Origin of the sequence: Eudoraea algarum (assembly GCF_050589645.1) — a bacterium.
Classification (GTDB): domain Bacteria; phylum Bacteroidota; class Bacteroidia; order Flavobacteriales; family Flavobacteriaceae; genus JBNGOQ01.
In genome coordinates, this window is record NZ_JBNGOQ010000005.1 from 220,206 (window position 1) to 240,912 (window position 20,707).

Annotated in this window: 19 protein-coding genes; 4 read left to right on the plus strand and 15 right to left on the minus strand. The window is 46.0% G+C overall.

Annotation, left to right across the window (positions count from 1 at the left end):
• Window position 1: 1 nt before the first annotated feature.
• Complete coding sequence (locus tag ACRD67_RS19280) at window positions 2-943, plus strand: NAD(P)H-dependent flavin oxidoreductase (RefSeq protein ID WP_430968925.1); 942 nt, start codon at window positions 2-4, stop codon at window positions 941-943.
• 38 nt (window positions 944-981) lie between these two features.
• Here the strand turns inward: ACRD67_RS19280 and ACRD67_RS19285 are convergent, their stop codons facing one another.
• The 3 genes from ACRD67_RS19285 to ACRD67_RS19295 form a co-directional block, all read right to left on the minus strand.
• A complete protein-coding gene (locus ACRD67_RS19285) occupies window positions 982-1,641 on the minus strand; it encodes an SCO family protein (RefSeq protein WP_430968926.1) in 660 nt (219 codons plus the stop codon).
• A 40-nt stretch (window positions 1,642-1,681) separates the two neighbouring features.
• Window positions 1,682-3,412 (minus strand): tetratricopeptide repeat protein, encoded by a 1,731-nt coding sequence (locus ACRD67_RS19290; RefSeq protein WP_430968927.1) that lies wholly within the window; start codon window positions 3,410-3,412, stop codon window positions 1,682-1,684.
• Window positions 3,413-3,973: 561 nt separating this feature from the next.
• A complete protein-coding gene (locus ACRD67_RS19295) occupies window positions 3,974-4,435 on the minus strand; it encodes a YHS domain-containing (seleno)protein (RefSeq protein WP_430968928.1) in 462 nt (153 codons plus the stop codon).
• Window positions 4,436-4,539: 104 nt separating this feature from the next.
• On the opposite strand from ACRD67_RS19295, the gene ACRD67_RS19300 reads away from it, so the two are divergent.
• Both ACRD67_RS19300 and ACRD67_RS19305 read left to right on the plus strand, forming a co-directional pair.
• Window positions 4,540-5,442, plus strand: a complete 903-nt coding sequence (locus ACRD67_RS19300; RefSeq protein ID WP_430968929.1) for an AraC family transcriptional regulator — start codon at window positions 4,540-4,542, stop codon at window positions 5,440-5,442.
• A 163-nt stretch (window positions 5,443-5,605) separates the two neighbouring features.
• Complete coding sequence (locus ACRD67_RS19305; protein ID WP_430968930.1) at window positions 5,606-6,109, plus strand: hypothetical protein; 504 nt, start codon at window positions 5,606-5,608, stop codon at window positions 6,107-6,109.
• 51 nt (window positions 6,110-6,160) lie between these two features.
• On the opposite strand, the gene ACRD67_RS19310 is transcribed toward ACRD67_RS19305, so the two are convergent.
• The 12 genes from ACRD67_RS19310 to ACRD67_RS19365 all read right to left on the minus strand — a co-directional run bounded on the left by ACRD67_RS19310 (window position 6,161) and on the right by ACRD67_RS19365 (window position 19,046).
• The gene (locus ACRD67_RS19310) at window positions 6,161-6,931 is read right to left on the minus strand and encodes a succinate dehydrogenase/fumarate reductase iron-sulfur subunit (protein ID WP_430968931.1); all 771 of its coding nucleotides are present in this window, start codon (window positions 6,929-6,931) and stop codon (window positions 6,161-6,163) included.
• A gap of 80 nt (window positions 6,932-7,011) precedes the next feature.
• Window positions 7,012-8,871: a fumarate reductase/succinate dehydrogenase flavoprotein subunit gene (locus tag ACRD67_RS19315; protein ID WP_430968932.1), complete on the minus strand. Its 1,860-nt coding sequence runs from the start codon at window positions 8,869-8,871 to the stop codon at window positions 7,012-7,014.
• 15 nt (window positions 8,872-8,886) lie between these two features.
• Window positions 8,887-9,741, minus strand: a complete 855-nt coding sequence (locus ACRD67_RS19320) for a hypothetical protein (RefSeq protein WP_430968933.1) — start codon at window positions 9,739-9,741, stop codon at window positions 8,887-8,889.
• 382 nt (window positions 9,742-10,123) lie between these two features.
• On the minus strand, window positions 10,124-11,122 hold the full coding sequence (locus tag ACRD67_RS19325; RefSeq protein WP_430968934.1) for an alpha/beta fold hydrolase: 999 nt from the start codon (window positions 11,120-11,122) through the stop codon (window positions 10,124-10,126).
• Window positions 11,123-11,209: 87 nt separating this feature from the next.
• A complete protein-coding gene (locus ACRD67_RS19330; protein ID WP_430968935.1) occupies window positions 11,210-11,770 on the minus strand; it encodes a TetR/AcrR family transcriptional regulator in 561 nt (186 codons plus the stop codon).
• A gap of 103 nt (window positions 11,771-11,873) precedes the next feature.
• Window positions 11,874-12,680, minus strand: a complete 807-nt coding sequence (locus ACRD67_RS19335; protein WP_430968936.1) for an ABC transporter substrate-binding protein — start codon at window positions 12,678-12,680, stop codon at window positions 11,874-11,876.
• A gap of 74 nt (window positions 12,681-12,754) precedes the next feature.
• Entirely contained in the window at window positions 12,755-14,971 is a 2,217-nt protein-coding gene (locus ACRD67_RS19340; protein WP_430968937.1) for a M1 family metallopeptidase, read from the minus strand.
• Between the two features lie 178 nt (window positions 14,972-15,149).
• Window positions 15,150-15,731 (minus strand): ester cyclase, encoded by a 582-nt coding sequence (locus ACRD67_RS19345; protein WP_430968938.1) that lies wholly within the window; start codon window positions 15,729-15,731, stop codon window positions 15,150-15,152.
• A gap of 2 nt (window positions 15,732-15,733) precedes the next feature.
• Window positions 15,734-16,378 carry a DinB family protein gene (locus tag ACRD67_RS19350; RefSeq protein WP_430968939.1) on the minus strand — a complete coding sequence of 215 codons (645 nt, stop codon included), beginning with the start codon at window positions 16,376-16,378 and terminating at the stop codon, window positions 15,734-15,736.
• Between the two features lie 23 nt (window positions 16,379-16,401).
• Window positions 16,402-17,403 carry an amidohydrolase family protein gene (locus tag ACRD67_RS19355; RefSeq protein ID WP_430968940.1) on the minus strand — a complete coding sequence of 334 codons (1,002 nt, stop codon included), beginning with the start codon at window positions 17,401-17,403 and terminating at the stop codon, window positions 16,402-16,404.
• A gap of 230 nt (window positions 17,404-17,633) precedes the next feature.
• Window positions 17,634-18,239 (minus strand): N-acetylmuramoyl-L-alanine amidase, encoded by a 606-nt coding sequence (locus tag ACRD67_RS19360; protein ID WP_430968941.1) that lies wholly within the window; start codon window positions 18,237-18,239, stop codon window positions 17,634-17,636.
• A gap of 135 nt (window positions 18,240-18,374) precedes the next feature.
• The gene (locus ACRD67_RS19365; RefSeq protein ID WP_430968942.1) at window positions 18,375-19,046 is read right to left on the minus strand and encodes a gamma-glutamylcyclotransferase family protein; all 672 of its coding nucleotides are present in this window, start codon (window positions 19,044-19,046) and stop codon (window positions 18,375-18,377) included.
• Between the two features lie 300 nt (window positions 19,047-19,346).
• On the opposite strand from ACRD67_RS19365, the gene ACRD67_RS19370 reads away from it, so the two are divergent.
• Window positions 19,347-20,702, plus strand: a complete 1,356-nt coding sequence (locus ACRD67_RS19370) for a M48 family metalloprotease (protein WP_430968943.1) — start codon at window positions 19,347-19,349, stop codon at window positions 20,700-20,702.
• Window positions 20,703-20,707: the final 5 nt, after the last annotated feature.

Genomic DNA, 20,707 nt, shown 5'->3' on the forward strand with positions numbered 1-20,707 from the left:
CATGCAAAATAAGATTACGGAGCTTTTTGACATAGCGTACCCCATTGTGCAAGCAGGGATGATTTGGGCCAGTGGCTGGCGTTTGGCCGCAGCGGTTTCCAAGGCAGGCGGATTGGGCATTATCGGTTCCGGATCTATGTATCCCGATGTTCTTCGGGAACATCTACAAAAATGCAAACAGGCCACCAACAAACCCTTTGGGGTAAATGTGCCTATGCTGTATCCCGATCTTGAGGAAATCATGGATATCCTTGTGGAAGAGGAGGTGAAGATTGTTTTTACTTCGGCCGGTAATCCCAAGGTGTGGACTTCTTTTCTCAAAGAACGGGGAATTATCGTGGTGCATGTGGTAAGTAGTGTAAAGTTTGCCTTAAAAGCCCAGGAAGCCGGTGTGGACGCGGTTGTGGCCGAAGGATTTGAGGCCGGCGGGCACAACGGACGGGATGAGACTACCACCCTTACCCTAATTCCAGCAGTACGGGAGAAAATACGTATTCCACTGATTGCGGCGGGCGGTATAGCTACAGGACGAGCCATGTTGGCCGCAATGGTACTGGGCGCTGACGGCGTACAGGTAGGCAGCCGTTTTGTGGCCAGCCATGAGGCTTCCTCACACCCCTTGTTCAAGGATATGGTGGTACAGGCAGGGGAGGGTGCCACCCATTTGACACTGAAAGAACTGGCCCCGGTTCGTCTGTTGAAAAATAAATTCTATCAAGATGTCCAACAGGCCTACGCCAGCGGCGCTACGGTGGACGAACTAAAAGACCTTTTAGGGCGCGCGCGCGCCAAACGCGGCATGTTCGAGGGCGATTTGGAAGAAGGGGAACTGGAGATCGGACAGGTGGCGGCCTTGATCCACGATATTAAACCGGCAGCCCAAATCATCGCGGATATGCTGACAGAATTTGAAACCGCAAAGGCAGAGGTCCAAAACCTATAAGGGATAAGAGACTGTCTGCTCCCATTCCTTTTTTGAGATTAATCCAGCAAGAGTTCAATATCCTTTATCAAGCGACGGATTTCCACCTCCTTGGTACCATCATAGATACCTCTAATCTGTTTTTCGCTGTCTACAAGCACAAAATTGGGCGTGTGGATAAAATCTTGCAAGGCGCCATCACCTTCCTCCATGACCGCAAAATAGCTCTTCCTGGCCAAGGTGTATATATGCTTTTTGTCCCCGGTGGCAATATTCCATTTAGAAGCTACGGCTCCATGCCTTTCCGCATAGTTTTGCAGTACCGGTACACTGTCCATTTCCGGGGTCACCGAGATCGATAACAACCTTACTGCTTCTACATCCATGAACCTTTCCTGTAGTTTTGCCATATTGGAAGTCATAATGGGACATATGCTCGGGCATCTGGTGAAAAAGAAATCGGTTACGTAGATTTTGCCCTCGTAATCTTGATGGGTAATCCGTTCACCAAGCTGATTGATTAAGCTAAAATTGGACACCCGATGGTTTTCCTTCAATTGCTGCATGCTCCCATCTACCAATTCCGGATTTAGATCAGCGGGTTGATAAATGGGAGGTTGTTTTTCGGTAATCACCATTTTATGGACGGCCACAATAGCAATCAGTGAAACAAAGAAAATCAGTTCCTTGGAAATGGTCGTATTGTTCATAAACCCCATGTGATGTGCTTAAGCGTTCCCTGTCTAACAGCACTTGACACTACAGCACGGATTTGGCAATCTCAATATCCGCATGTTGCCAAGCCGCATCAAATTCCTCCTTAATACGCTGTGCTTCTTCATTTTTATCCTGTGCCTGTAAGCTTTGATAAAGACCCAGAAGCGACCATCCATTTTGTCGCAGCACCTTCAGGTCCTCTTTATAAATGGACTCTGCTTCCGAATATTTTTCGGCCTGCATCAAAACTGCGCCTAGGTTCTGCCGTGTGGGGATATGCCAAGCCGCAGGTTCGGTATAGGTGAGCCCGTCTTCAAGGACCACCGCTTTTTTTAGGTGTTCCATGGCCTTGGGGAGATCTCCGTTAAGGGCGGCCAACTCGCCGGCCACTACTTCGTATGCAATTCCGGCAACAGCGGCGGAATTGTTATTTGCGGTTGCTACCAGATTTTCCAGATCGGGATCTTTTTTGAGCGCTGCAAGGGCCTCTAGTTCTTCCCGGGCCTCCTTGGCGTTGTTTTTTCTTATAAATGCCATACCTCGTGCGTAATGACGGATTAATCGCAAATGTTTTATTTCCGGATTGGGCGCAGGTATGGTGAGAATTTCATTCCATTTACCAAAGCGGGTATAGGCTAACATGGGGGTAGACGCAAAATCTTGTAGGAAATGCAGCGTAGCCAATTCCCCGGTGGGTACCTTTTCCGCGGTTTTCTTGGCGGCATCAATGGCCACATCGCTATCGCCCAAGAGGCTAGCGGCCGACCATAGGAAATGGATGTTGTGTGGATAATACCCCAGGGGATATAAGCCCTGTGAATAGCATTGTGAAATATAGTCCTCATCTGCCAGGATAGCGGCCTGATTGGTTTTAACCGCGTCCAGATACCGACCCACCCGAATATAGATATGCGAGGGCATGTGCACAATATGACCGGCAGCGGGCATTAGTCCCGCCAATTTATCGGCACTTGGAACCGCAAGATCGGGCTTGGGGAGTTCTACCATATGGATATAGTAGTGGTGCGCTCCCGGATTATTTGGATTAAGGGCAATGGCCTTTTCCAGTGCGGCCTTCGCCTCTGCGATATTTGGTGACGGATTGCCTTTATCATCCCAATAGTTCCAGGGTACGGTGTTCATTACCGATGCCGCGTAAAATGTCTGTACGTTGTCATCTTCCGGATATGCAGTCACCACCTTTTCCATGGCCTTCATATAAGCTATATTGAGTTCGGCTACGTCCGTTTCCAGATTTTCGCTATACCTGGATTCCAGTGCCTTGATCAACGCTTGCTCCTTGGGTGTGGCTGTTCCGGCGAGGCCTTTTGCCTTAGCCAACGCCTCGTTGTATTTTTTCTTTCGCGCCTCATCGGGCTGGGGATCGTTGATATTGGGCCCCAATGCGTAGGCCTGCCCCCAATAGGTCATTGCCGCCTTGGGATCTAAACGGGAGGCCTCCATGAACGAACGGTGTGCCTCCGCATGATTAAAGGCATAGGTGAGCCTTAGACCTTGATCGAAAAAAATCTGTGCCCGTTCCTCTGAAGTGGTAATGGGAAAATGCAAGTCGCCCAAATTCTCGAATAGGGGCGAAATTTGTTGTGTTGTGTCCACCTCGGTCAAAAGGTATTTGGCAACGGTGCATTTAATAAAATTAAAGGAAGCCTGTTGCGATTTATCCGGCCGATTTTCGGCGGATGACGGGATTAAAAAATAAACAAGGGCTACTAGCGCTACTCCAAGCAGCGCTAGGTTCATTTTTGTTTTCATCTGTTCAAATTTTAGGTTGTATTACGGTTGTTTATGCTTTCATTAGTTTTTGATTATGCTGTAAAAGAGTCAATAGCGGGTGCTGGCAATCCTGAGTGACAATAAGGGCCTATTGATGCTATATTGAGTCAAAACGTAACACAACGGGCTCCTATAGTTTAGGTGGGGGAAGAAAACAGTAGCGCACTACAGGTCAACACCTTTAAAGATAACGAAATTACAATAGATGCGGATGGGGAGTGTGTGATATGTGTAATATGCAGTTCGTCGTTGGTATTCATCCCGTTTTTCTGTGTAAACGGCAGTTTCGGCAGATCATGTCGTACCTATATGTAGTATTGGGGAAGTGTTCTAACTATGGCTTTCCCACTTTTTTAGAAGTGTTCGGACCAACCTGGGGTCCCGAATAAATAAACTTTTGGGATAAAAGTACTGTTGTAGGCATCTGTTGGCAAGCATAAAGGGATGAAGTCCTTTTGATGGCCTGGTACTTTGGCGGGGCATAGGGGGATTTAAAACGGCCCGGAAACGTATTGCTTTTCTTCCGGGCCGCTTAAGAAACTAATTGTCCTTCAAGGCCTTCCAATGGGAAAGGGCCAATTTTTCCATTTCGGCCTCATTGCCCAACCAGGGTACCAGGGTATTGAATGGTTTCCCCTCCCAGAAGTCGTTGTAAAAGAGGTACAACTTGCCATCATCTATTCGAAAGGTTTCGGGATCTACAGGTACTTTTTGATTCATTTTTGCTACAGCAAAGGCACAGTAGCCACCAAATTGAGGTAAATAGGCTGTCGGATTTTGCTGAAAGGACTTTTGGTTTTCCGCATTTACAAAATAGTAAGTCGCCCCCTGGTGCTTTGCTGAAAATTCAGCACTGCCCCTAGCGGCGGTATGAGTAGTAAAATAGTTGACCACATCATAGCCTTTATTGGCCAATTTGTTTTCGTCCGTATTGACACTTTGTGCTGAGATTATACCCGTTACCCCTAGGGCCACGGATAGCAACTTAATCTTTTTTTTCATGTTTTAAGTTTTTAAGGAATTAGATATGGCATCAAAGCTATGCTAGTTTTTTGTTCTATTAATGATAAAAAATACATTATATTTGCTCAATCGTACAAAATATCATGGATATACTGAGCGACATTTTGGAAAAAATTAGACTGTCCAGTGTGGTCTATTTTAAATCGGATTTTTCACCGCCCTGGGGCATGGACATTCCTAAAGGTCCTTTTGCCCAATTTCATCTGGTAACCCAAGGGAGTTGTTTGGCGCGAATAGGTGGTGAGACCTTTCCGCTGGAAGCAGGGGATGTTCTGGTCTTCCCTATGGGAGGGGAACATTGGTTGGCCGATCAAGAAACCAGTAAACGGGAAAATGGACCCAAGGTGGTGAGGGCCATTATGAACGGAAAGCCCTTGTTCCAAGGGCAAGCTGCCGCAACCACCCTGGTATGTGGACATTTTGATTTTGACCGAACAGTGGATCATCCATTGCTCAAGGAACTTCCTGAATTTATCCATATTTCACAGGACGAGAAAAAGGAACTTTCCTGGTTGCAGGGCATAGCGGATCTTGTTATCGAGGAAGCAGAAAAGAAATGGGAGGGGAGTCAGCTCATAAGCAACAAACTGGGAGAAGTCCTCTTTGTACATACCTTAAGGGCCTATTTTAACCGAGGCGCAAAAAGTGGTTTTGTGGCCGCCTTACAGGACCGTAGAATTGGGAAAGCCCTTAGGGAAATACACAACGCGCCCGAAGCGAATTGGCAGTTGCTTTCCCTGGCCCGTATTGCCGGGATGTCACGCACCGGTTTTAGCAAACGATTTAAGGACCTGTTAGGCGATACCCCTTTGAACTACATTACCCATTGGCGTATGCTACGCGCCAGGGAACTTTTGATCCTTGGGAGTCAATCCGTTGGTGAGATTGCCCATGCCGTGGGCTATAGTTCAGAGGCTGCCTTCAACCGGGTTTTTAAGAAACGAATGGCCCTAACTCCCTTAAAGTTTAGACAATCACGTGCATAGTTGGTTGTGACGACTGGTTTAAAAGGCCATGGAAAGAAGAAAGTTCCACCCATGCCCCGCCCTAATATCACATCACAATAGGATTTCCATTATATACTATTTTCCAATAAATTCGTATATTCAAAGTTCAGATGCATCTAATCCAGGATTAATTTTTTTTTCTATGTTACAACTTAAGCCGCTTTCCAAAGATTCCATTCCCAAGGCCGTAACCAGAGCAAAGCACTATAGGTTGCTCAATGAACCCATTCAGGCCGAAAGTATTTGCAGGGATATTCTAAAAGTTGAACCCGATCATCAACTTGCACTTTTGATCCTGATTTTAGCGATTACGGATCAATTTGGTGCAGAGAAACGTTCTTCCCCTGCTGAGGCACAGGAGTTATGCTCCCAGCTGAGCAGTGAATATGAACAACAATATTATCATGGTATTATTGAAGAGCGCTTAGGTAAAGCGGCCCTTAATCGAGACACGCCTAGGGTTAAGTATATTGCCTATGAACACTATCAAAATGCTATGCGTTTTTACGAAGAAGCGGAAAAGATCCGACCTCAGGGAAATGAGGATGCTGTGTTGAGATGGAATGCCTGTGTAAGGGGAATTCAGGAGTTTAAACTCCAACCGGCCAAGGACCGAGGTGGCGTACAGCCTTATTTGGACGTCTAGGTTTTAAACTGTGCTATATGTACAAAACTAATTTGGGTTCCCCGGTAGATTTTACTTGATAGGGGGCAGTTTCTTTTTCTTTTTACCAAACACTTTGCGGGCTATGATGGTAACTGGATCGTAATACCTATCTATAACACGTTCCTTGAGTGGTATAATACCATTATCGGTGAGGTTAATATGCTCCGGACATACATCGGTACAACAACGTGTAATATTGCACATGCCCGACCCGAAATCGTTTTTTAGTTCTGGGATTCGGTCTTCGGTATCCAAGGGGTGCATTTCGAGACTAGCCGCCCGAATCATAAATCGAGGACCGACAAATTCTTCTTTTTTATCGTGATCGCGAAGAATATGACAAACATTTTGGCACAAATAGCATTCGATGCACTTTCGAAATTCCTGAACGCGATCCACATCTTTCTGATACATCACATATCCCTTTTCGGTCTTGGCATCGGGATGTAGTTTAACCGGTTTTATTCTTTTATTCTGGGTATAATTCCAAGACACATCGGTTACCAGATCTTTGATTACGGGAAAGGTTTTTAGGGGTGTAATGGTAATCGTTTCGTCTGGCCCGTATTCGTTCATTCTGGTCATACAGGACAATTTTGGCTTTCCATTGATTTCCATACTACAGGATCCGCATTTTCCCGCTTTGCAGTTCCAACGAACGCCCAGATCGTTGGCCTGCTCCGCCTGAATTTTATGAATTACATCCAAAACCACCATGCCCTCCTTTACCTCAGTTTCAAAATTCACCAAAGCTCCACCGTCCCTGTCTCCCCTGTAGATTTGAAATTTACGTGTCGCCATGTTTTTTCGAATTAGAAGTTGTACTTCGTTTTATTTAATGGGTTATCCTTTTTTTGTATGGTCGTCGTTCGCTTTAAAAATTAGGTCTTCGCAGCTTCCTGTTCGCCTGCAATTTCCGCTTCAAGAGCTTCGATAGACGATTGCGCTATGCGCTCCAGCTCGGCATCCGGTGCTGGTCGCTCTACTTTGGTAAGCTGCATATTTCCATCATCTCCCTTGGTAATCACAATATTATAATGAAGCCATGCTGCCTGTTCTCCCGGGAAATCTGCCCGCGTATGCGCACCCCGGCTTTCTTCCCTTTCTAGCGCGGCCCGTGCAACGGCTTCTGCGGTAATCAAAAGGTTGCGCAAGCCCAAAGCCTCATGCCAACCAGGGTTAAATTGGCTTGTACCTTTTGCCTTCACCGTGGTATAGGCCTCCTTAATTTCTTCCAATCGATCGATTCCCAGTTGGAGCTCGGCCTCTGTCCTTATAATGCCTACATTGGTCTGCATGTTCTGTTCCAATTCTTCATGTAATAGATAAGGATTGGCTCCCGAATCACGGTTTAAAATGGCGGTGGCATTCCGAATTATTTTACGTATTTGCTCCTTGTCCAATACGGAATGTGTAGTTACTTTTTTAGCATAAGTTGCAGCATTTTTACCCGATAAATATCCAAAAACAAGAAGATCGGACAAGGAATTACCACCCAGGCGATTGGCCCCGTGCATTCCGGCAGCGCATTCCCCACAGGCAAACAATCCGGGAACGGAACTCATGGTTGTATCGGCATCCACCCGTATACCTCCCATAAAATAATGGCAGGTAGGACCCACTTCCATGGGTTCCTTGGTAATATCCAGTTCCGCTAAAACTTTAAATTGATGGTACATGGAGGGTAATTTCCTCTTAATGTCCTCGGCCGACCGTTGGGTGGCTATGTTGAGGTAGGCTCCCCCATGTGTTGAACCTCTTCCCGCCTTAACTTCTTCGTTGATTGCCCGTGCAACCACATCCCTGGTGAGCAATTCCGGAGGGCGTCTGGCATTGGGGTCGCCAGCGAGCCAACGGGCAGCTTCTTCCTGGGTGTCGGCGGTTTCGGAGCGAAATCGTTCAGGGATGTAATTAAACATAAACCGAGTCCCCTCATTGTTCAGAAGGATTCCACCTTCGCCGCGAACGCTTTCGGTGACCAAAATGCCCTTCACCGATAGTGGCCATACCATTCCGGTAGGATGGAACTGATTGAATTCCAAATCCATAAGTTCTGCACCGGCTTCATAAGCCATGGCATACCCATCACCGGTATATTCCCACGAATTTGAGGTTACATCCCATGCTTTTCCTCCCCCGCCGGTAGCAAATATGATCGATTTGGCCTTGAATATTGTAAAGGTACCCGTTTCACGCCACATACAGACAATTCCGCATGCTTCTCCATGTTCATTTTTAAGCAGGTCCAGAGCGGTGCATTCCATATAGGTCTCAATTCCCTGATGGATGCCGTGATCTTGTAATGTACGTATCATTTCCAGGCCCGTTCGATCTCCTACATGCGCCAATCTTGGGTAACGGTGTCCGCCAAAATTCCTTTGGTTAATCAAACCGTTCTTGGTCCGATCAAAAACAGCTCCCCATTCCTCTAAGAGACGTACACGTTCTGGAGCGAGCTTTGCGTGGAGTTCCACCATACGCCATACATTCAGAAATTTCCCCCCTCGCATCGTGTCCCGAAAATGAATTTTCCAATGGTCGCGCTCATCCACATTGGCCAGGGCAGCGGCCATACCACCTTCGGCCATTACGGTATGTGCCTTGCCTAACAAAGATTTCATTACAATCCCGGTGCTCATCCCTTGGGCCGAAGCCTCAATGGCAGCACTGAGTCCAGCTCCCCCGGCACCAACGATAAGTACATCGTGCTCAATGGTCTTTATTTCAGATATATCTAACATCTTCGTTTTTTTTACTTACCCCCAGGTGTTGAGGTCCGTGATGTATCCCATGGAAACCATGCGGACGTAGAAATCGGCAATCATTATCCAAATTAAGCTGAGCCAAGCAAATAGCTCATGACGTTGGTTGAGCCAGCCGACAATTTTTCCATTTTTGTGGGCTATATTTCCTCTAGCGCCACAGGAGTAACAGTCCCTACTGCCGCTTAAAAGATGTCGTATGGAATGGCAACCAAAGGAATAAGCGGCGAGGAAAATGGGATTCCCCAATAACAGAATGCTGCCTACTCCGAGCCCAAACTCCCCACCTCTAAAAAAAGATAAATAGGCGTCATAAAAGAAGACCAGGATATAGAACATGGCAAAGTACATGGCGTATCGATGTAGGTTTTGCACGAGCATGAGTCCCGTTTCCCCTTTATATCCTGATTTTCCCTTGCGGGGCAGGGCCCCTACGGCGCAAGCAGGGGGAGTTCCCGTAAACGCTCTATAATATGCTTTTCTGTAGTAATAACAGGTGAATCTAAATATCCCAGGAATCGCTAGGATAAGTAGCGAGGGGGATGGGGGAATCCAACTAGGCCACCAATCGGGCCATGCGCCAAACAGGGAATGTTCCATAGGTGCAGCGCCGGCTACACCTTCCTTGATAAATAGGAGGGGAGAATAAAATGGGGCCAGATACCCCCCGAAGCCTTCTTGTCCGGCACTGTACCAATAAAAATCGGCCTGCCAGGCAGACCAAAAGCCATATACAAGAAAGGCGGTAAGCCCAAAAAGTACCATACCCGGATACAACCACCATTTGTCCTTGCGCAAGGTTTTGGCAAACCCTTTTGCGCCAACGGCAGTAGAAGCGGATGTTGACATATAGTAATGTTTAGTTGGGCCTTTTTTAGTATTGCCAGTTAATTGGATACAATTTAGTGAAAAAGTTAATTTTTTTTCACTTTTTTATGGATTTAATAAAATTTGCGTTAAATGGCTGTGTATTGCGAGGCTACGATACGGGAATCAGAAGTTTTGATCGGACGGTTAGTATGCCGTTATTCAAGGAAATTGTCGGCCCATGGGAAAATTTCGGATTGCTACCTATGAGCCGGGTGTCGTGCCCCTTTGTCCTCAGCGATTATTTTTAGAACCGCCCCTTTCCCTTTATGAAATACGTTTTCCACAATTTTTCATTAATAAAGGGAATCGGGGAACAATCCTAAATGCCCCCAACTCCCTTTTGCACTACACCAAGTGTTGTTTACCTGATATCGTTCTTTTTCAAGAAGTTTAAAATAAAGTCGGCAATTTCATCGCCTTTTTCTTCTAGGGCAAAGTGCCCCGTATCCAACAAATGGAATTCCAAATTTTTCAGATCCTTTTTATAGGGATGTGCGCCTACGGGAGGAAAAATATAATCGTTCTGGCCCCAGACAACCAACATAGGGGGCTGGTATTCCCTAAAGAGTTTTTGCCATCCAGGATATAAAGGCACATTGGTTCGGTAGTCATAGAACATGGCCAATTGGATCTCGTTGTTTTCGGGTCTGCTCAAATGTTGCAGGTCCACATGCCAGTTGTCCGGACTTACCTTGGTGGAATCCTGTACACCGTGTAGGTATTGCCATTTTAAACCGCCAAGTTGGTGAAAACCTTCAAGTGCTTTTTGGGTCTCTCGCGTATTGTTCGCCCAATTGGCGCGCAGGGCATCCCAGAAATCGGCCAGGCCTTGTTCATAGGCATTTCCGTTCTGTACAATGAAGGAGCTTACCCGCTCGGGATGTTCGGCAAAGATGCGATAGCCCACGGGAGCACCATAGTCCATGACATAAAGACTGTAACGATCAATGTTCAATTGTTCCAATAACCCATCTACGATGTCGGCAAAATTGTCGAAGGTATAGTCAAATTCTGCCATAGGGGGCTGCTCACTGCGTCCATAACCCGGATAATCGGGGGCGATCAGATGATAGTCCGATGACAGGTCACGGATCAGGTTTCTGAACATGTGAGAGGAAGTAGGGTAGCCGTGTAACAATACTAGGGTAGGTGCGCTAGGGTTACCGGCTTCGCGATAAAAAATTTCCAGACCATTGACTTCCAGGGTCTTGTGAAGGGTAGGGTAGGTGCTTTTCTCTTTCGAGCTTAAGAGCTCTTTGACGGGGTCCCCATCCAAGGGTTGTACGGTGCCGGAAACCAAACCGAGGTAAGTTCCTGCCACTAATAGGGATACTAAGGAAAATTTCATTACTGTTTTCATCTTGTTTGTTTTTAGATTTTAATCAATTCGTGGTGTTGAATAACATTTATTACCGAACGTTCGGTAAATTTGTCGAACAAAAAAATATCAACTTACATAACGTGCTCGAATTTTTTTTAAAGCGTCCTCAAAAATGTCCGTGGTGCCCATGCCCTTGGCCACTACCAAACTCCCCTGCACATCAATTAGGCTTTGAATGGCCAATGCCTTGGCTTCCGATTTTGAACGTTTCAGATCCGTACCCAATTTGGTAAAAGCATCTACCCACTGTTGTAGGCCCTGAGCAATCTGTTCCCCAAATAGTGCCATCCCCGTATCCATGCTCATGGCCCTAAAAATGCAGATGGCCTCGCCCTTTTGGTAGAGCTGGCGCGTATTGTCCAACGCTAGCGCCAAACGTTTTTTTGGAGTTTCGGCCTCGTTCACGAGGACGCCATAAATATGTTGGGTCACCCAATCCTCCACATAGGCTAGGACCGCACTGGCCATTTCCTTTTTGCCGCCAGGAAAGCGATGGTACAGGCTTGCCTTTTTAAGGCCCGCAGCCTCGGCCAGTTCCATTAAACTGGCACCATCATAGCCCTTGGCGCGTAAAACGGACATTAGTCCCTGCAGCATTTCCGGATCTTGTACTTTCTGTGGTCGCATGGGGCAAAGATAATCGATTATTATTAATTACCGAACGTTTGGTAAAACTTAACTTTTCTTTTTGTAAATCACTAAATCCCTTTCGCAACAAATAGGCTGGGAATCAGGAGTTCGCCAATTCGGCATGTAATTCCTTAAAGTAGCTAAAAGCATCCGCGAGCCGTGAACCGTGCCAGGAAAAATATTCGCCATCCACCAGACATATTTTGGCCTGTGGTCGTAGCTGTCGTGCCTCCGCCCTGTGTTTTTCCCTAAACGGATACGGTTCCGATGATAAAAAAATGACATCCGCAGGGACGCTTTGGAACGTTTGTTCATCAATTTCCGGATATCGTGTTTGGTTGGCGAAGGCATTGGTAAAACCGTTGAGGGTCAATAAGGAATGTATAAAAGTGTCCTTCCCAATGGTCATCCATGGGTTTTTCCAGATAAGATAGAGCACCCGAAGCTTGGGTTTGCCCTTTACGAATTCCTTAAATTCCGCGACCTGCCCATTTATTTTGGTGATTAGGGCCGCGGCCCGTTCGGCGCAGCCAAAAAGTTGACCGAAATGGGCTATCATTTCCAGGGAGTCTTCCACCGTGGCTACATCCGAAACGTATACTGGATACTCTTTTTCCAGTTCCGCCACTATTTCCTTTGTATTTTCTTCCTTATTGCAGAGAACAATATGGGGCTGCAACGCCCCTATTTTTTTATAAGAGATGTTTTTGGTACCGCCCACCACTTTTTTTTGTTGGATCAGATGCGCTGGGTGCACGCAGAATTTGGTAAGTCCAACAATGGCCTCTTCCAATCCCAGGGCCACCAATAATTCCGTTTGGGAGGGGACAAGGGATATGATACGGGTAGGGGATCGGGTCAGTATAAGTTTTCTCCCCAATTGATCTTTTAGCTGTGTGCCCATCATTCAAAAATAACCTATCGGACAGATTGCTTTCAATGCAATACCGTTATGGACCAAAGATTCCCTATTACTTAGCGTTATTGTTTTAATTTATCAAACTCCGACGGCTCTTCCTTCTTGGGAAAGCTGTTGTTTTCCATATCGATATCGGCAAATTCGAAATTCGGATCCAAATGTACTTGCTTTACCTCCTTTTCCTTGATAAAGGTCTTTTTGATCAGGTGTTCGTTTAAACGCCAGATATCGGCCGGCAGGCGATCAACTTCCTTGGTGCCGTCCGTGTACTCCCATTCCACGGTAACGGGCATAACCAGTCCGCCTACATTCTTGATGGTGAGCTCATAGATATTCTTGTCTGCCAGTTGTTTCCTAAGCTCTGTTTCGTCCAATCGGGACAGAAATTGGCCGTAGTTGGCATCCGGGGTGGAAATCATGGTTATATCCTCCGGTCCGCTGGTGAAGTCCTTTGCTTGCTCACCGGCGCTTTCTCCTCCGATCTTAAGGTTCACCTTTTGGGTTTCTCCTTCCAAGTTGATATCCTTTTCCAATACCTTGAACCACTTTACATTGGTAAGTTCCATATCGGTTTGATCCGTGGTGAAGAACCAACCTCGAAAGAACCAATCGAGGTCGGCCGCTGTGGCATCTTCCAAGGTCCTGAAGAGATCGGCCGGATTGGGGTGTTTGTATTTCCAGCGGTTGGCATATTCCCTAAAGGCCTCATCAAAAAGTTCGCGTCCAATGACCGAATTCCGCAAAATTTGCAGGCCTACCGTAGGCTTTTGATAGAAATTGGCCCCGATCTGTTGTAACAGTTCATTGTCCGAGGTAACCATAATAGGGCGCATAATGCTCTTGTCACCGCTCATATAGGGCACAATGGTTTTAGGGGTGGTATGGTTAAACTGTGGATACCGCTCTTCCAGGGTACGTTGGTGTATGAAGGTGTTAAGGCCCTCGTCCATCCACATCCACTTTCGTTCATCAGAGCTTACGATCATGGGAAACCAATTGTGACCTACTTCATGGATTATGGTGCTGATCATCCCAGCCTTGGCCAGTTCGCTAATTTTTCCATTTTTGGGTCGGCCCCCATTGAAACTGATCATAGGGAATTCTATGCCAATGTTGGAGGTGTTTACTGAAATAGCCGCGGGGTAAGGGTATTCAAAGGTAGCATCGGAATAGACCTCCAAGGCGTGTACCACAGCTTTTGTAGATTCCTCACTCCAAACAGGAAGGCCCTCCTTGGGATAGAAGGACATGGCCATTGTGATATGGTCCGAGAACTGTACGGCCTGTGCATCCCAAATAAATTTACGGGAAGAGGCAAAGGCAAAGTCGCGCACATTGGTGGCCTTGTATTTCCAGGTTTTGGTTCGGTTGGCCTTGGTCTTTTCGTTGGCCTCGGCCTCTTCTGGGGTAACGATCATCACAGGGGCGTCAAAGGATTTGCGGGCTTGGTCCAAACGCTTGCGCTGTTCGGCAGTTAGCACGGCATCGGTATTCTGTAGCTCTCCGGTAGCCGCGATGAGATGATCGGCAGGTACTTTGATCTCCACGTCATAGTCACCAAATTCCAATGCAAATTCGCCCAGTTTCTGGAATTGTTGATTTTGCCAACCCTCCGTATCGTTGTATACGGCCATCCTTGGAAACCAATGGGCAATGAGATAGACCGTATTGTCGTCCTCAGGGAAGTATTCATAACCTTCCCTGGAGAGAAGGTATAGGCTGCGATCGGTAATGGGATAGGACCAGGCAATGGAGAAGCTGATGGAGGTACCCGATTTCAAGGGTTGGTCCAGACGTATTTTCATCATGGTGTTGTTTACCAACGAATTCATGGATTTTCCGTTGGCATCCTTTACATATTTTATGGTATAGCCCGCGGGAAAATCAATGGCCCGGGTAAGGAATTGCATATGCCTGGTGGTCATGGAATCCCTAACCGTGCCCATGACTTCACCAAAGTCCTCATTTTCCTTACGGTTCACGTTTTGATCCAATTGTACCCATAGGTAACTAAGGTCTTCCGGGGCGTTATTGTGGTAGGTAATGGTCTCTTCCCCGCTGATCATGTTGTTCTTTTCATCCAGTTCCGCTTTAATAACATAATCGGCGCGTTGCTGCCAATAAGCTTTACCCGGTGCCCCACTAGCGGATCGGTAAGGGCTTGGCGGTTCGATCATACGATCTATGGGTTCAAATTTTCCTTCCCAGTTTTGTGGGCCCTGGGCTTGGAGACTTACGAGTAAGAAGCAGGAGAACAATACGGAAAAAACAAGTTTCATATCTGTCTATTGATTGATTTAGATTCGGCCAACAAGGTAAGAAAAGTTATGGGAACGTGGAAGTATCTTCCGGCGGGTCCTTTGTTAAAATGCAGGATGGGAGAGCTCTATGTCGATAGGCACAAATTTTGGGACGAAAAATGATATTCAAGCTTTGAATTTAGGTACAGGACTGTAATTAGCGCCTAAGGGCTTTTAGTTTTCTGCGCAACCTAAAGACAAAGAAAGTAGGTATCAAGGCAATGAGAAGACCCCATAAAAGTCCCTTAAAAACAAATTTCATGGTCTGCGGGGTGTCTATATCGTGGCGATGGTTCCAGAACTCTACGATCTTTCCATCTTTGATTCGGAATACATTGATAATACTGAAGGGTTCATCGCTTGCTAAAAAGAATTTTCCGAATAAGGTATTGGGCCTGTAAGAAATCGTCCATCGGGTAGCTACAAGGTCACCTTCGGCCACTTGGTAATCGAACTTACAGTCCATCTCCCCATTGTTCCAAAAGAAATCCGCTATGTTCTTCTGCTCTACTGCCTGTTCGGTAACTCCTTTTCGGTCCCCGATATCGTGAACAACATAGGTGTCCGCTACGTATTTTTTGTAGTTGCCGGTATTGTTGCTGAACCAGAGGTCCAGGAAAAAATTTCGTGCAATTTCCTTGTTTATCTCTTCCTGGGTTCGCGTGGTGCTAAAAGATTCCTGTGCTGCTCCAGGAGGGCATAACATCAGTAAAAATACGATATACAACAGCTGTTTCATAATTAGACCTTTAGGCGTTTTTTGATGAATTTGATCTGCCCCCTGTGGTTCGATTCATGCTCGCACACATGAAACCATTTGCAGTAGTTGTTGGTGGGTTCGTTTTCGAAGAAGGGTTCCGATATCATAATCCAGGAATCGTCCCTTTTGGCAAACTCCTTTTTGGTCACCTCCCGTACCTCCTTCATTTTGGTGAGGTAATAGTCTATTGTGTTCCCTTTGATCTGCTTTCGGCCTTCTTCGCCCAGGCCCATCGGGACATCCCATTCCTGTTTTATTTCATCGTTCCATGTTCCCCAGGTCATTTCGTCAAAGGTGTTGAGTTGATAATAGCGTTCCGTGGCTGCCAGGTGCAATAGCATGGCCCCAATGGAGTTGGACTGATCATCAATTTGAAAATCCAATTGTTCCATAGTGAGGTCCTTTACCGATTGAATGACCCATTGGCGCATCATGGTCATGGTAGATAAGAGGGTTCCGATCTGTGGGGAATAGCCTTCTTGGGGCCCTATCAAATAGATGCTCTCCGCGGGTGCAGCTGGTACTTGGTGAGCGAAGTTGAGCATGGGAACGGTTACCAATCCGGCCGTTGCCAGGGCAGTGTTCTTAAAAAAATATCTTCTGCTAGTATTTTTGTTGTTTTTCATTTAGAATGTATTTGATTTAGTAATTAGTTAGTATGATGTTTTGCAATGGTTTCCTCGCTTAAGCGTAAAAAGCGAGCCGCATTGTTGTACAATATATCCCGCTTCTGTTTAGGGCTAAGAAAAGGAGCGGTCTCGATTGCTTCTAGCCCCACTTCAATAGTTCCCGGCCAATTCATTTGATCGGAACCAAACAATACGCGTTTTCCGTAACCGGCCTCAACAATACGCTTTAAATAGTTGTGAAAGGCCTTTCTTGGAATTGCGTAGCAAATGACCCCCACATCCACATATACTTGAGGATGCGCCCATAATACGGCCAAAAGATCATCGATCATTGGATATCCGGCATGCATGAGGTAAATCCGTAATTTGGGATGTCGCATTAGCAATTCTTCCACTACTAGGGGACTGTGTAATTTTGCCCGATAATTTTCAACGCCGGGAAGGTAAGGCGCCCCAGGGGGTCCCGTGCCTACATGTATTCCCATGGGGATGTCCAAAGCCTCTGCAATTTTGGCATATGGGGCGAAAAGCGAATCACTGGGTGATACGCCGTTGTATTGAATGGCAACCTCTCCAAAGACCTTGAACTTACCTGAAGCCAGGAGCATCTGTACTTTTTCCGCTGTCATCCCCTTATGAAAAAAACTAAATCCCAGACCGGGAATGATCCGTTCACCCCCCTTTTCAATATAGGCATCAAGCAGGGAACCACTGGTCATAGCATAGATATTGTGCTTTTCCAACAGTTTTAGGGTTTGATCCATCACTTCTTGGTCGCTCGCCGGCCCCCATATGGCCGTTTCACATGTTGGATTTTGTAGTAACTCCATAAAAGCGGAAGCCCAGGGCCTTGACGGGTCATGTATCGGCATCTCTAGCGGTGGGGCGCAGATGGCGTTAGGGGGCGGCCCGTTTTGGGCGGCGGGAAGGGCGTGTAGATGCATATCAATAATAGGAAGTTTGTCCTGAGTGTACAGGTCAATGCTTATGAACATTATAATCAACAAGACAACGGCCCTCATAGATGATTGAGTTAGTGTATCACAAATGGCCAAGGGGGACACGAACGGATAACGCAGAGGGGATAATTGTGCGTATACCGCACTAAGGCACAACAAGATAGGAATTTATTGTGTGATATAAAATCGAAAGGAGCATTTCCATGGGTGCAATGTGCGGCTATCACGGATTCATGTACCGTTTGTACGAAAAGATGTATGGTTGCTGTTTAAATGGAAATGATTCCGCTCTTTTAGGAATCCGGAGGTGGAGGGGGTAGATCTAAGGTTTGCTGTACCACGGCCTCCATGGCCCTCAAATAGGCCTCGGCCAGAGGCTGCAGCCCCATACGGTGCATCTTGAGTACATCGGAGCGGTTAGAGCCAAAAAAAGGCTCTACCAAAATGGCGGGAGCCCTGCCGGATACGAGGGAAAGATACCCTCTTGCCCCTTTTTTTCGCACTTTTACACCCCGGTCTGTTTTTCCGGCCCTCTTGAACAGTGTCACAAGCTCTAGTTGTGCCAGGTTGGCAAACCGTAGGGACCCGGGAGTACCGCTACTGAAAACTTCGCTTCCCGCGGCCGTGAAATAGGCCGAGTTGAAATGCAGTTCCATGGAAAACTCGGCTCCCCAGGTGTTAACTTCCCCATAGACCTTTTGAATCTCTTTGGTATACGAACCTTGATATCTCCTGGTAAAGACTTTGAGTTCCACCTCGTAGTTCTCCGCGCTGTCCAGCATGCGGCTTGCCAATTCTGAATTAAAGTCAAATTCCGATCGATCGATGGGTGTTATGGCCTGGGCCCCCTGCTTTTTGCTGTTGTGCCCAACGACCACTGCTATTTTCCCTGTTTTCATTGTTCTGCCTTTGGGTATATACGCAGGGTAGGGCGAAGCTAGGTCAAAATCAAAAGTTAAAAGTTAAGACCTTTAAATAGGGCTATTGGACCTTTTTGGAAATTGCAACGGTCGCATACCTGTAGTACAGGCCATCTAGGGATCTAAGGTACAGTCCAGGACCAAATCGGGGTCCAAGGGCAAGGTAGACGCTTGGAATTCTTGTTCAAAGGTAGCACCTAATACGTCAAAGGCATTGTCAAGAATCTCCAGATATTGCAGCAATACCGCGTTCTTCCCGGGGTTGTTTTCCTCAGCTTCGGCAGTAAAGGCAGGAAGCGCCTTATAGGCATAGATGGGCAGATCCGGAATATCGGTTTCCACGATGTCCCGGGAGACCTCAATTCGTTGATATCCAATTTCCCGCGCATCAAAGGCTACAAGATCGGCCTCTTCCAATATGTAGAGACAACAGTTCATGGATTGCTCCTCTTTAGGTTGAATGTTCAAGAAAATAAGCGACTCGGGTATTATGGTCCCTGTTTCCGTCATACAGGTATACGCCCCCTCGCCCGTATTGGGTACCTTAATATTCCAGAGCCGTTGATACCCCCGCAGATGTATTTTTCTGATAGCGCCGTCATAGGGCCTTCCCAGGGTCCGTTCCATACTTGGCTGTGACATTAGGGAACCGTATCCGATAAGTCCCACCTGTTCCTTGGACATATTGCCGGTTTCGTCGTCCGTTTTGGACGAGCAGCCCAATAGGAGGCCTACAAAAAGAAAGATCCAGATAGGTGCTACCATAAATGCCTTAACCTTGAACACGCTTGTGGTTTTCGGTACCATAGTACTTTAAGGTACAAATTTCCGGGACAATCAGGAAATAGAAGGTTTTAGGAATTTTGGCAAATCCGGAAATTAATCCTTATGATGCTTTTCCAGGGTAAATGCGTACAGAACTTAGATTGACCTTCAAAGGTGCCAATAGGATAAATTGTGCAGACTGGTATGGGAATTTAGAATAAAAACAACCTCTAATTTAATATAAAGTATATTTTTGTTGTAGCAATTTCTTTACCGAATAACTACCAAACCAATTAGAGCCGTTTTTTCGTTGGCTTAGAAATGACCAAAGACAAATTGAGACTTTCCCCCACCATTTTATTTTTCTTGTTTGTATGTCTGAAGCTACAGGCTCAGGACCCTCAACTAAACTACCTTCCAGAGAACAGGAAACATATAGAAAACTACCTCAAATCTATAGAACAACATCGTCTTGCTACTTTGGATGGAGACAACATTTCGGAAAAGCGAAAGATATATCGGGAGAAAACGGAAAAATTCATCCAGAATATTCAGGACAGCGTTTTTATTTTTGGAGCATCCCTCACAGAAAATTTAAAACCGTTATTACAAAGGATTTACAAAGGTAATCCTCAAATAGATACTGATAATCATTATTTCTTTTTCCATCGATCTTCGATACCTAATGCCGCCTGTTATGGCGATGGATCTTTTGCTATAAATATGGGGATGTTTACCTATTTGGAAAATGATGATGAACTCGCCTTTATTTTAAGTCACGAGATGGCCCATCTTCTCTTGAACCATGTGAACAAAAAAGCAGAGAGATATATAGATACCATAAATTCGAAGGCCATTCGAGAAAAGTCCAAAGCCATAAAAAAACAGCGTTACAACACCATAAGGGATGGTCGTGCCCTGGTGAAAGATCTCACCTACGAATTGATGTCCCACAGTAGGCATGCAGAAGCTCAGGCTGATTCCTTAGGGCTAATTTTGTTGAAGAATACTGGATACAATCCGCATGCCGCCTTATCCGCCTTGACAAAATTGGGCAAACTGGAGCAAATTCGCTTTATCAAAGCTTCCAAGATAGACAGTATCCTAAATTTTGAATCCTTTCCTTTTCGTCTGAATTGGATTGAAGAAGAAGAAACCCTCTTTAATATTAGCGAAAGTAGCAATGATTATGCCTTTGACAAGGATTCTCTAAAGACCCATCCTGAAATCCCTTATCGATTGGAGAAACTGCATATGGAGCACCAAATAGAGGAGAGCCAAAATACCACAAACTACCTTCCCCAACTTAAGCAACTGGCCAAAAAACAGCAGCTGCATACCTTATTGGATTTTAACCAACTGGACCTTGCTTTGTATGAATCACTCATAATGATACAAGACCAGCAGGAGCATCGGGAAGGGGTAGTGAAAACTGCGGTAACCCTAAAAAAAATGTATTTAGCCAAAAAGCGTCATAAAATGGGAAAGTATGTACCTCAAAGCAGTCCATTTTCGGAGGAGATACATTTAAATCGTATTCGTTCATTTGTTCATAAACTGGAGTTGAAACACATTCGAAAAATTGGTTATTATTTTTGCCACAGGTATGGTGCAATAGCCGGGGATCATATTGAATTTTTGGACGCTAAGGACTTTTTTGAATCATTAAATCAATAATAACA

What these genes read in the sequence shown, in the direction of transcription:
- ACRD67_RS19280 (WP_430968925.1), top strand. Translation starts at nt 2, where the DNA reads ATGCAAAATAAGATTACGGAGCTTTTTGACATAGCGTACCCCATTGTG.
- ACRD67_RS19285 (WP_430968926.1), bottom strand. Translation starts at nt 1,641, where the DNA reads ATGGGGTTTATGAACAATACGACCATTTCCAAGGAACTGATTTTCTTT.
- ACRD67_RS19290 (WP_430968927.1), bottom strand. Translation starts at nt 3,412, where the DNA reads ATGAAAACAAAAATGAACCTAGCGCTGCTTGGAGTAGCGCTAGTAGCC.
- ACRD67_RS19295 (WP_430968928.1), bottom strand. Translation starts at nt 4,435, where the DNA reads ATGAAAAAAAAGATTAAGTTGCTATCCGTGGCCCTAGGGGTAACGGGT.
- ACRD67_RS19300 (WP_430968929.1), top strand. Translation starts at nt 4,540, where the DNA reads ATGGATATACTGAGCGACATTTTGGAAAAAATTAGACTGTCCAGTGTG.
- ACRD67_RS19305 (WP_430968930.1), top strand. Translation starts at nt 5,606, where the DNA reads ATGTTACAACTTAAGCCGCTTTCCAAAGATTCCATTCCCAAGGCCGTA.
- ACRD67_RS19310 (WP_430968931.1), bottom strand. Translation starts at nt 6,931, where the DNA reads ATGGCGACACGTAAATTTCAAATCTACAGGGGAGACAGGGACGGTGGA.
- ACRD67_RS19315 (WP_430968932.1), bottom strand. Translation starts at nt 8,871, where the DNA reads ATGTTAGATATATCTGAAATAAAGACCATTGAGCACGATGTACTTATC.
- ACRD67_RS19320 (WP_430968933.1), bottom strand. Translation starts at nt 9,741, where the DNA reads ATGTCAACATCCGCTTCTACTGCCGTTGGCGCAAAAGGGTTTGCCAAA.
- ACRD67_RS19325 (WP_430968934.1), bottom strand. Translation starts at nt 11,122, where the DNA reads ATGAAAACAGTAATGAAATTTTCCTTAGTATCCCTATTAGTGGCAGGA.
- ACRD67_RS19330 (WP_430968935.1), bottom strand. Translation starts at nt 11,770, where the DNA reads ATGCGACCACAGAAAGTACAAGATCCGGAAATGCTGCAGGGACTAATG.
- ACRD67_RS19335 (WP_430968936.1), bottom strand. Translation starts at nt 12,680, where the DNA reads ATGATGGGCACACAGCTAAAAGATCAATTGGGGAGAAAACTTATACTG.
- ACRD67_RS19340 (WP_430968937.1), bottom strand. Translation starts at nt 14,971, where the DNA reads ATGAAACTTGTTTTTTCCGTATTGTTCTCCTGCTTCTTACTCGTAAGT.
- ACRD67_RS19345 (WP_430968938.1), bottom strand. Translation starts at nt 15,731, where the DNA reads ATGAAACAGCTGTTGTATATCGTATTTTTACTGATGTTATGCCCTCCT.
- ACRD67_RS19350 (WP_430968939.1), bottom strand. Translation starts at nt 16,378, where the DNA reads ATGAAAAACAACAAAAATACTAGCAGAAGATATTTTTTTAAGAACACT.
- ACRD67_RS19355 (WP_430968940.1), bottom strand. Translation starts at nt 17,403, where the DNA reads ATGAGGGCCGTTGTCTTGTTGATTATAATGTTCATAAGCATTGACCTG.
- ACRD67_RS19360 (WP_430968941.1), bottom strand. Translation starts at nt 18,239, where the DNA reads ATGAAAACAGGGAAAATAGCAGTGGTCGTTGGGCACAACAGCAAAAAG.
- ACRD67_RS19370 (WP_430968943.1), top strand. Translation starts at nt 19,347, where the DNA reads ATGACCAAAGACAAATTGAGACTTTCCCCCACCATTTTATTTTTCTTG.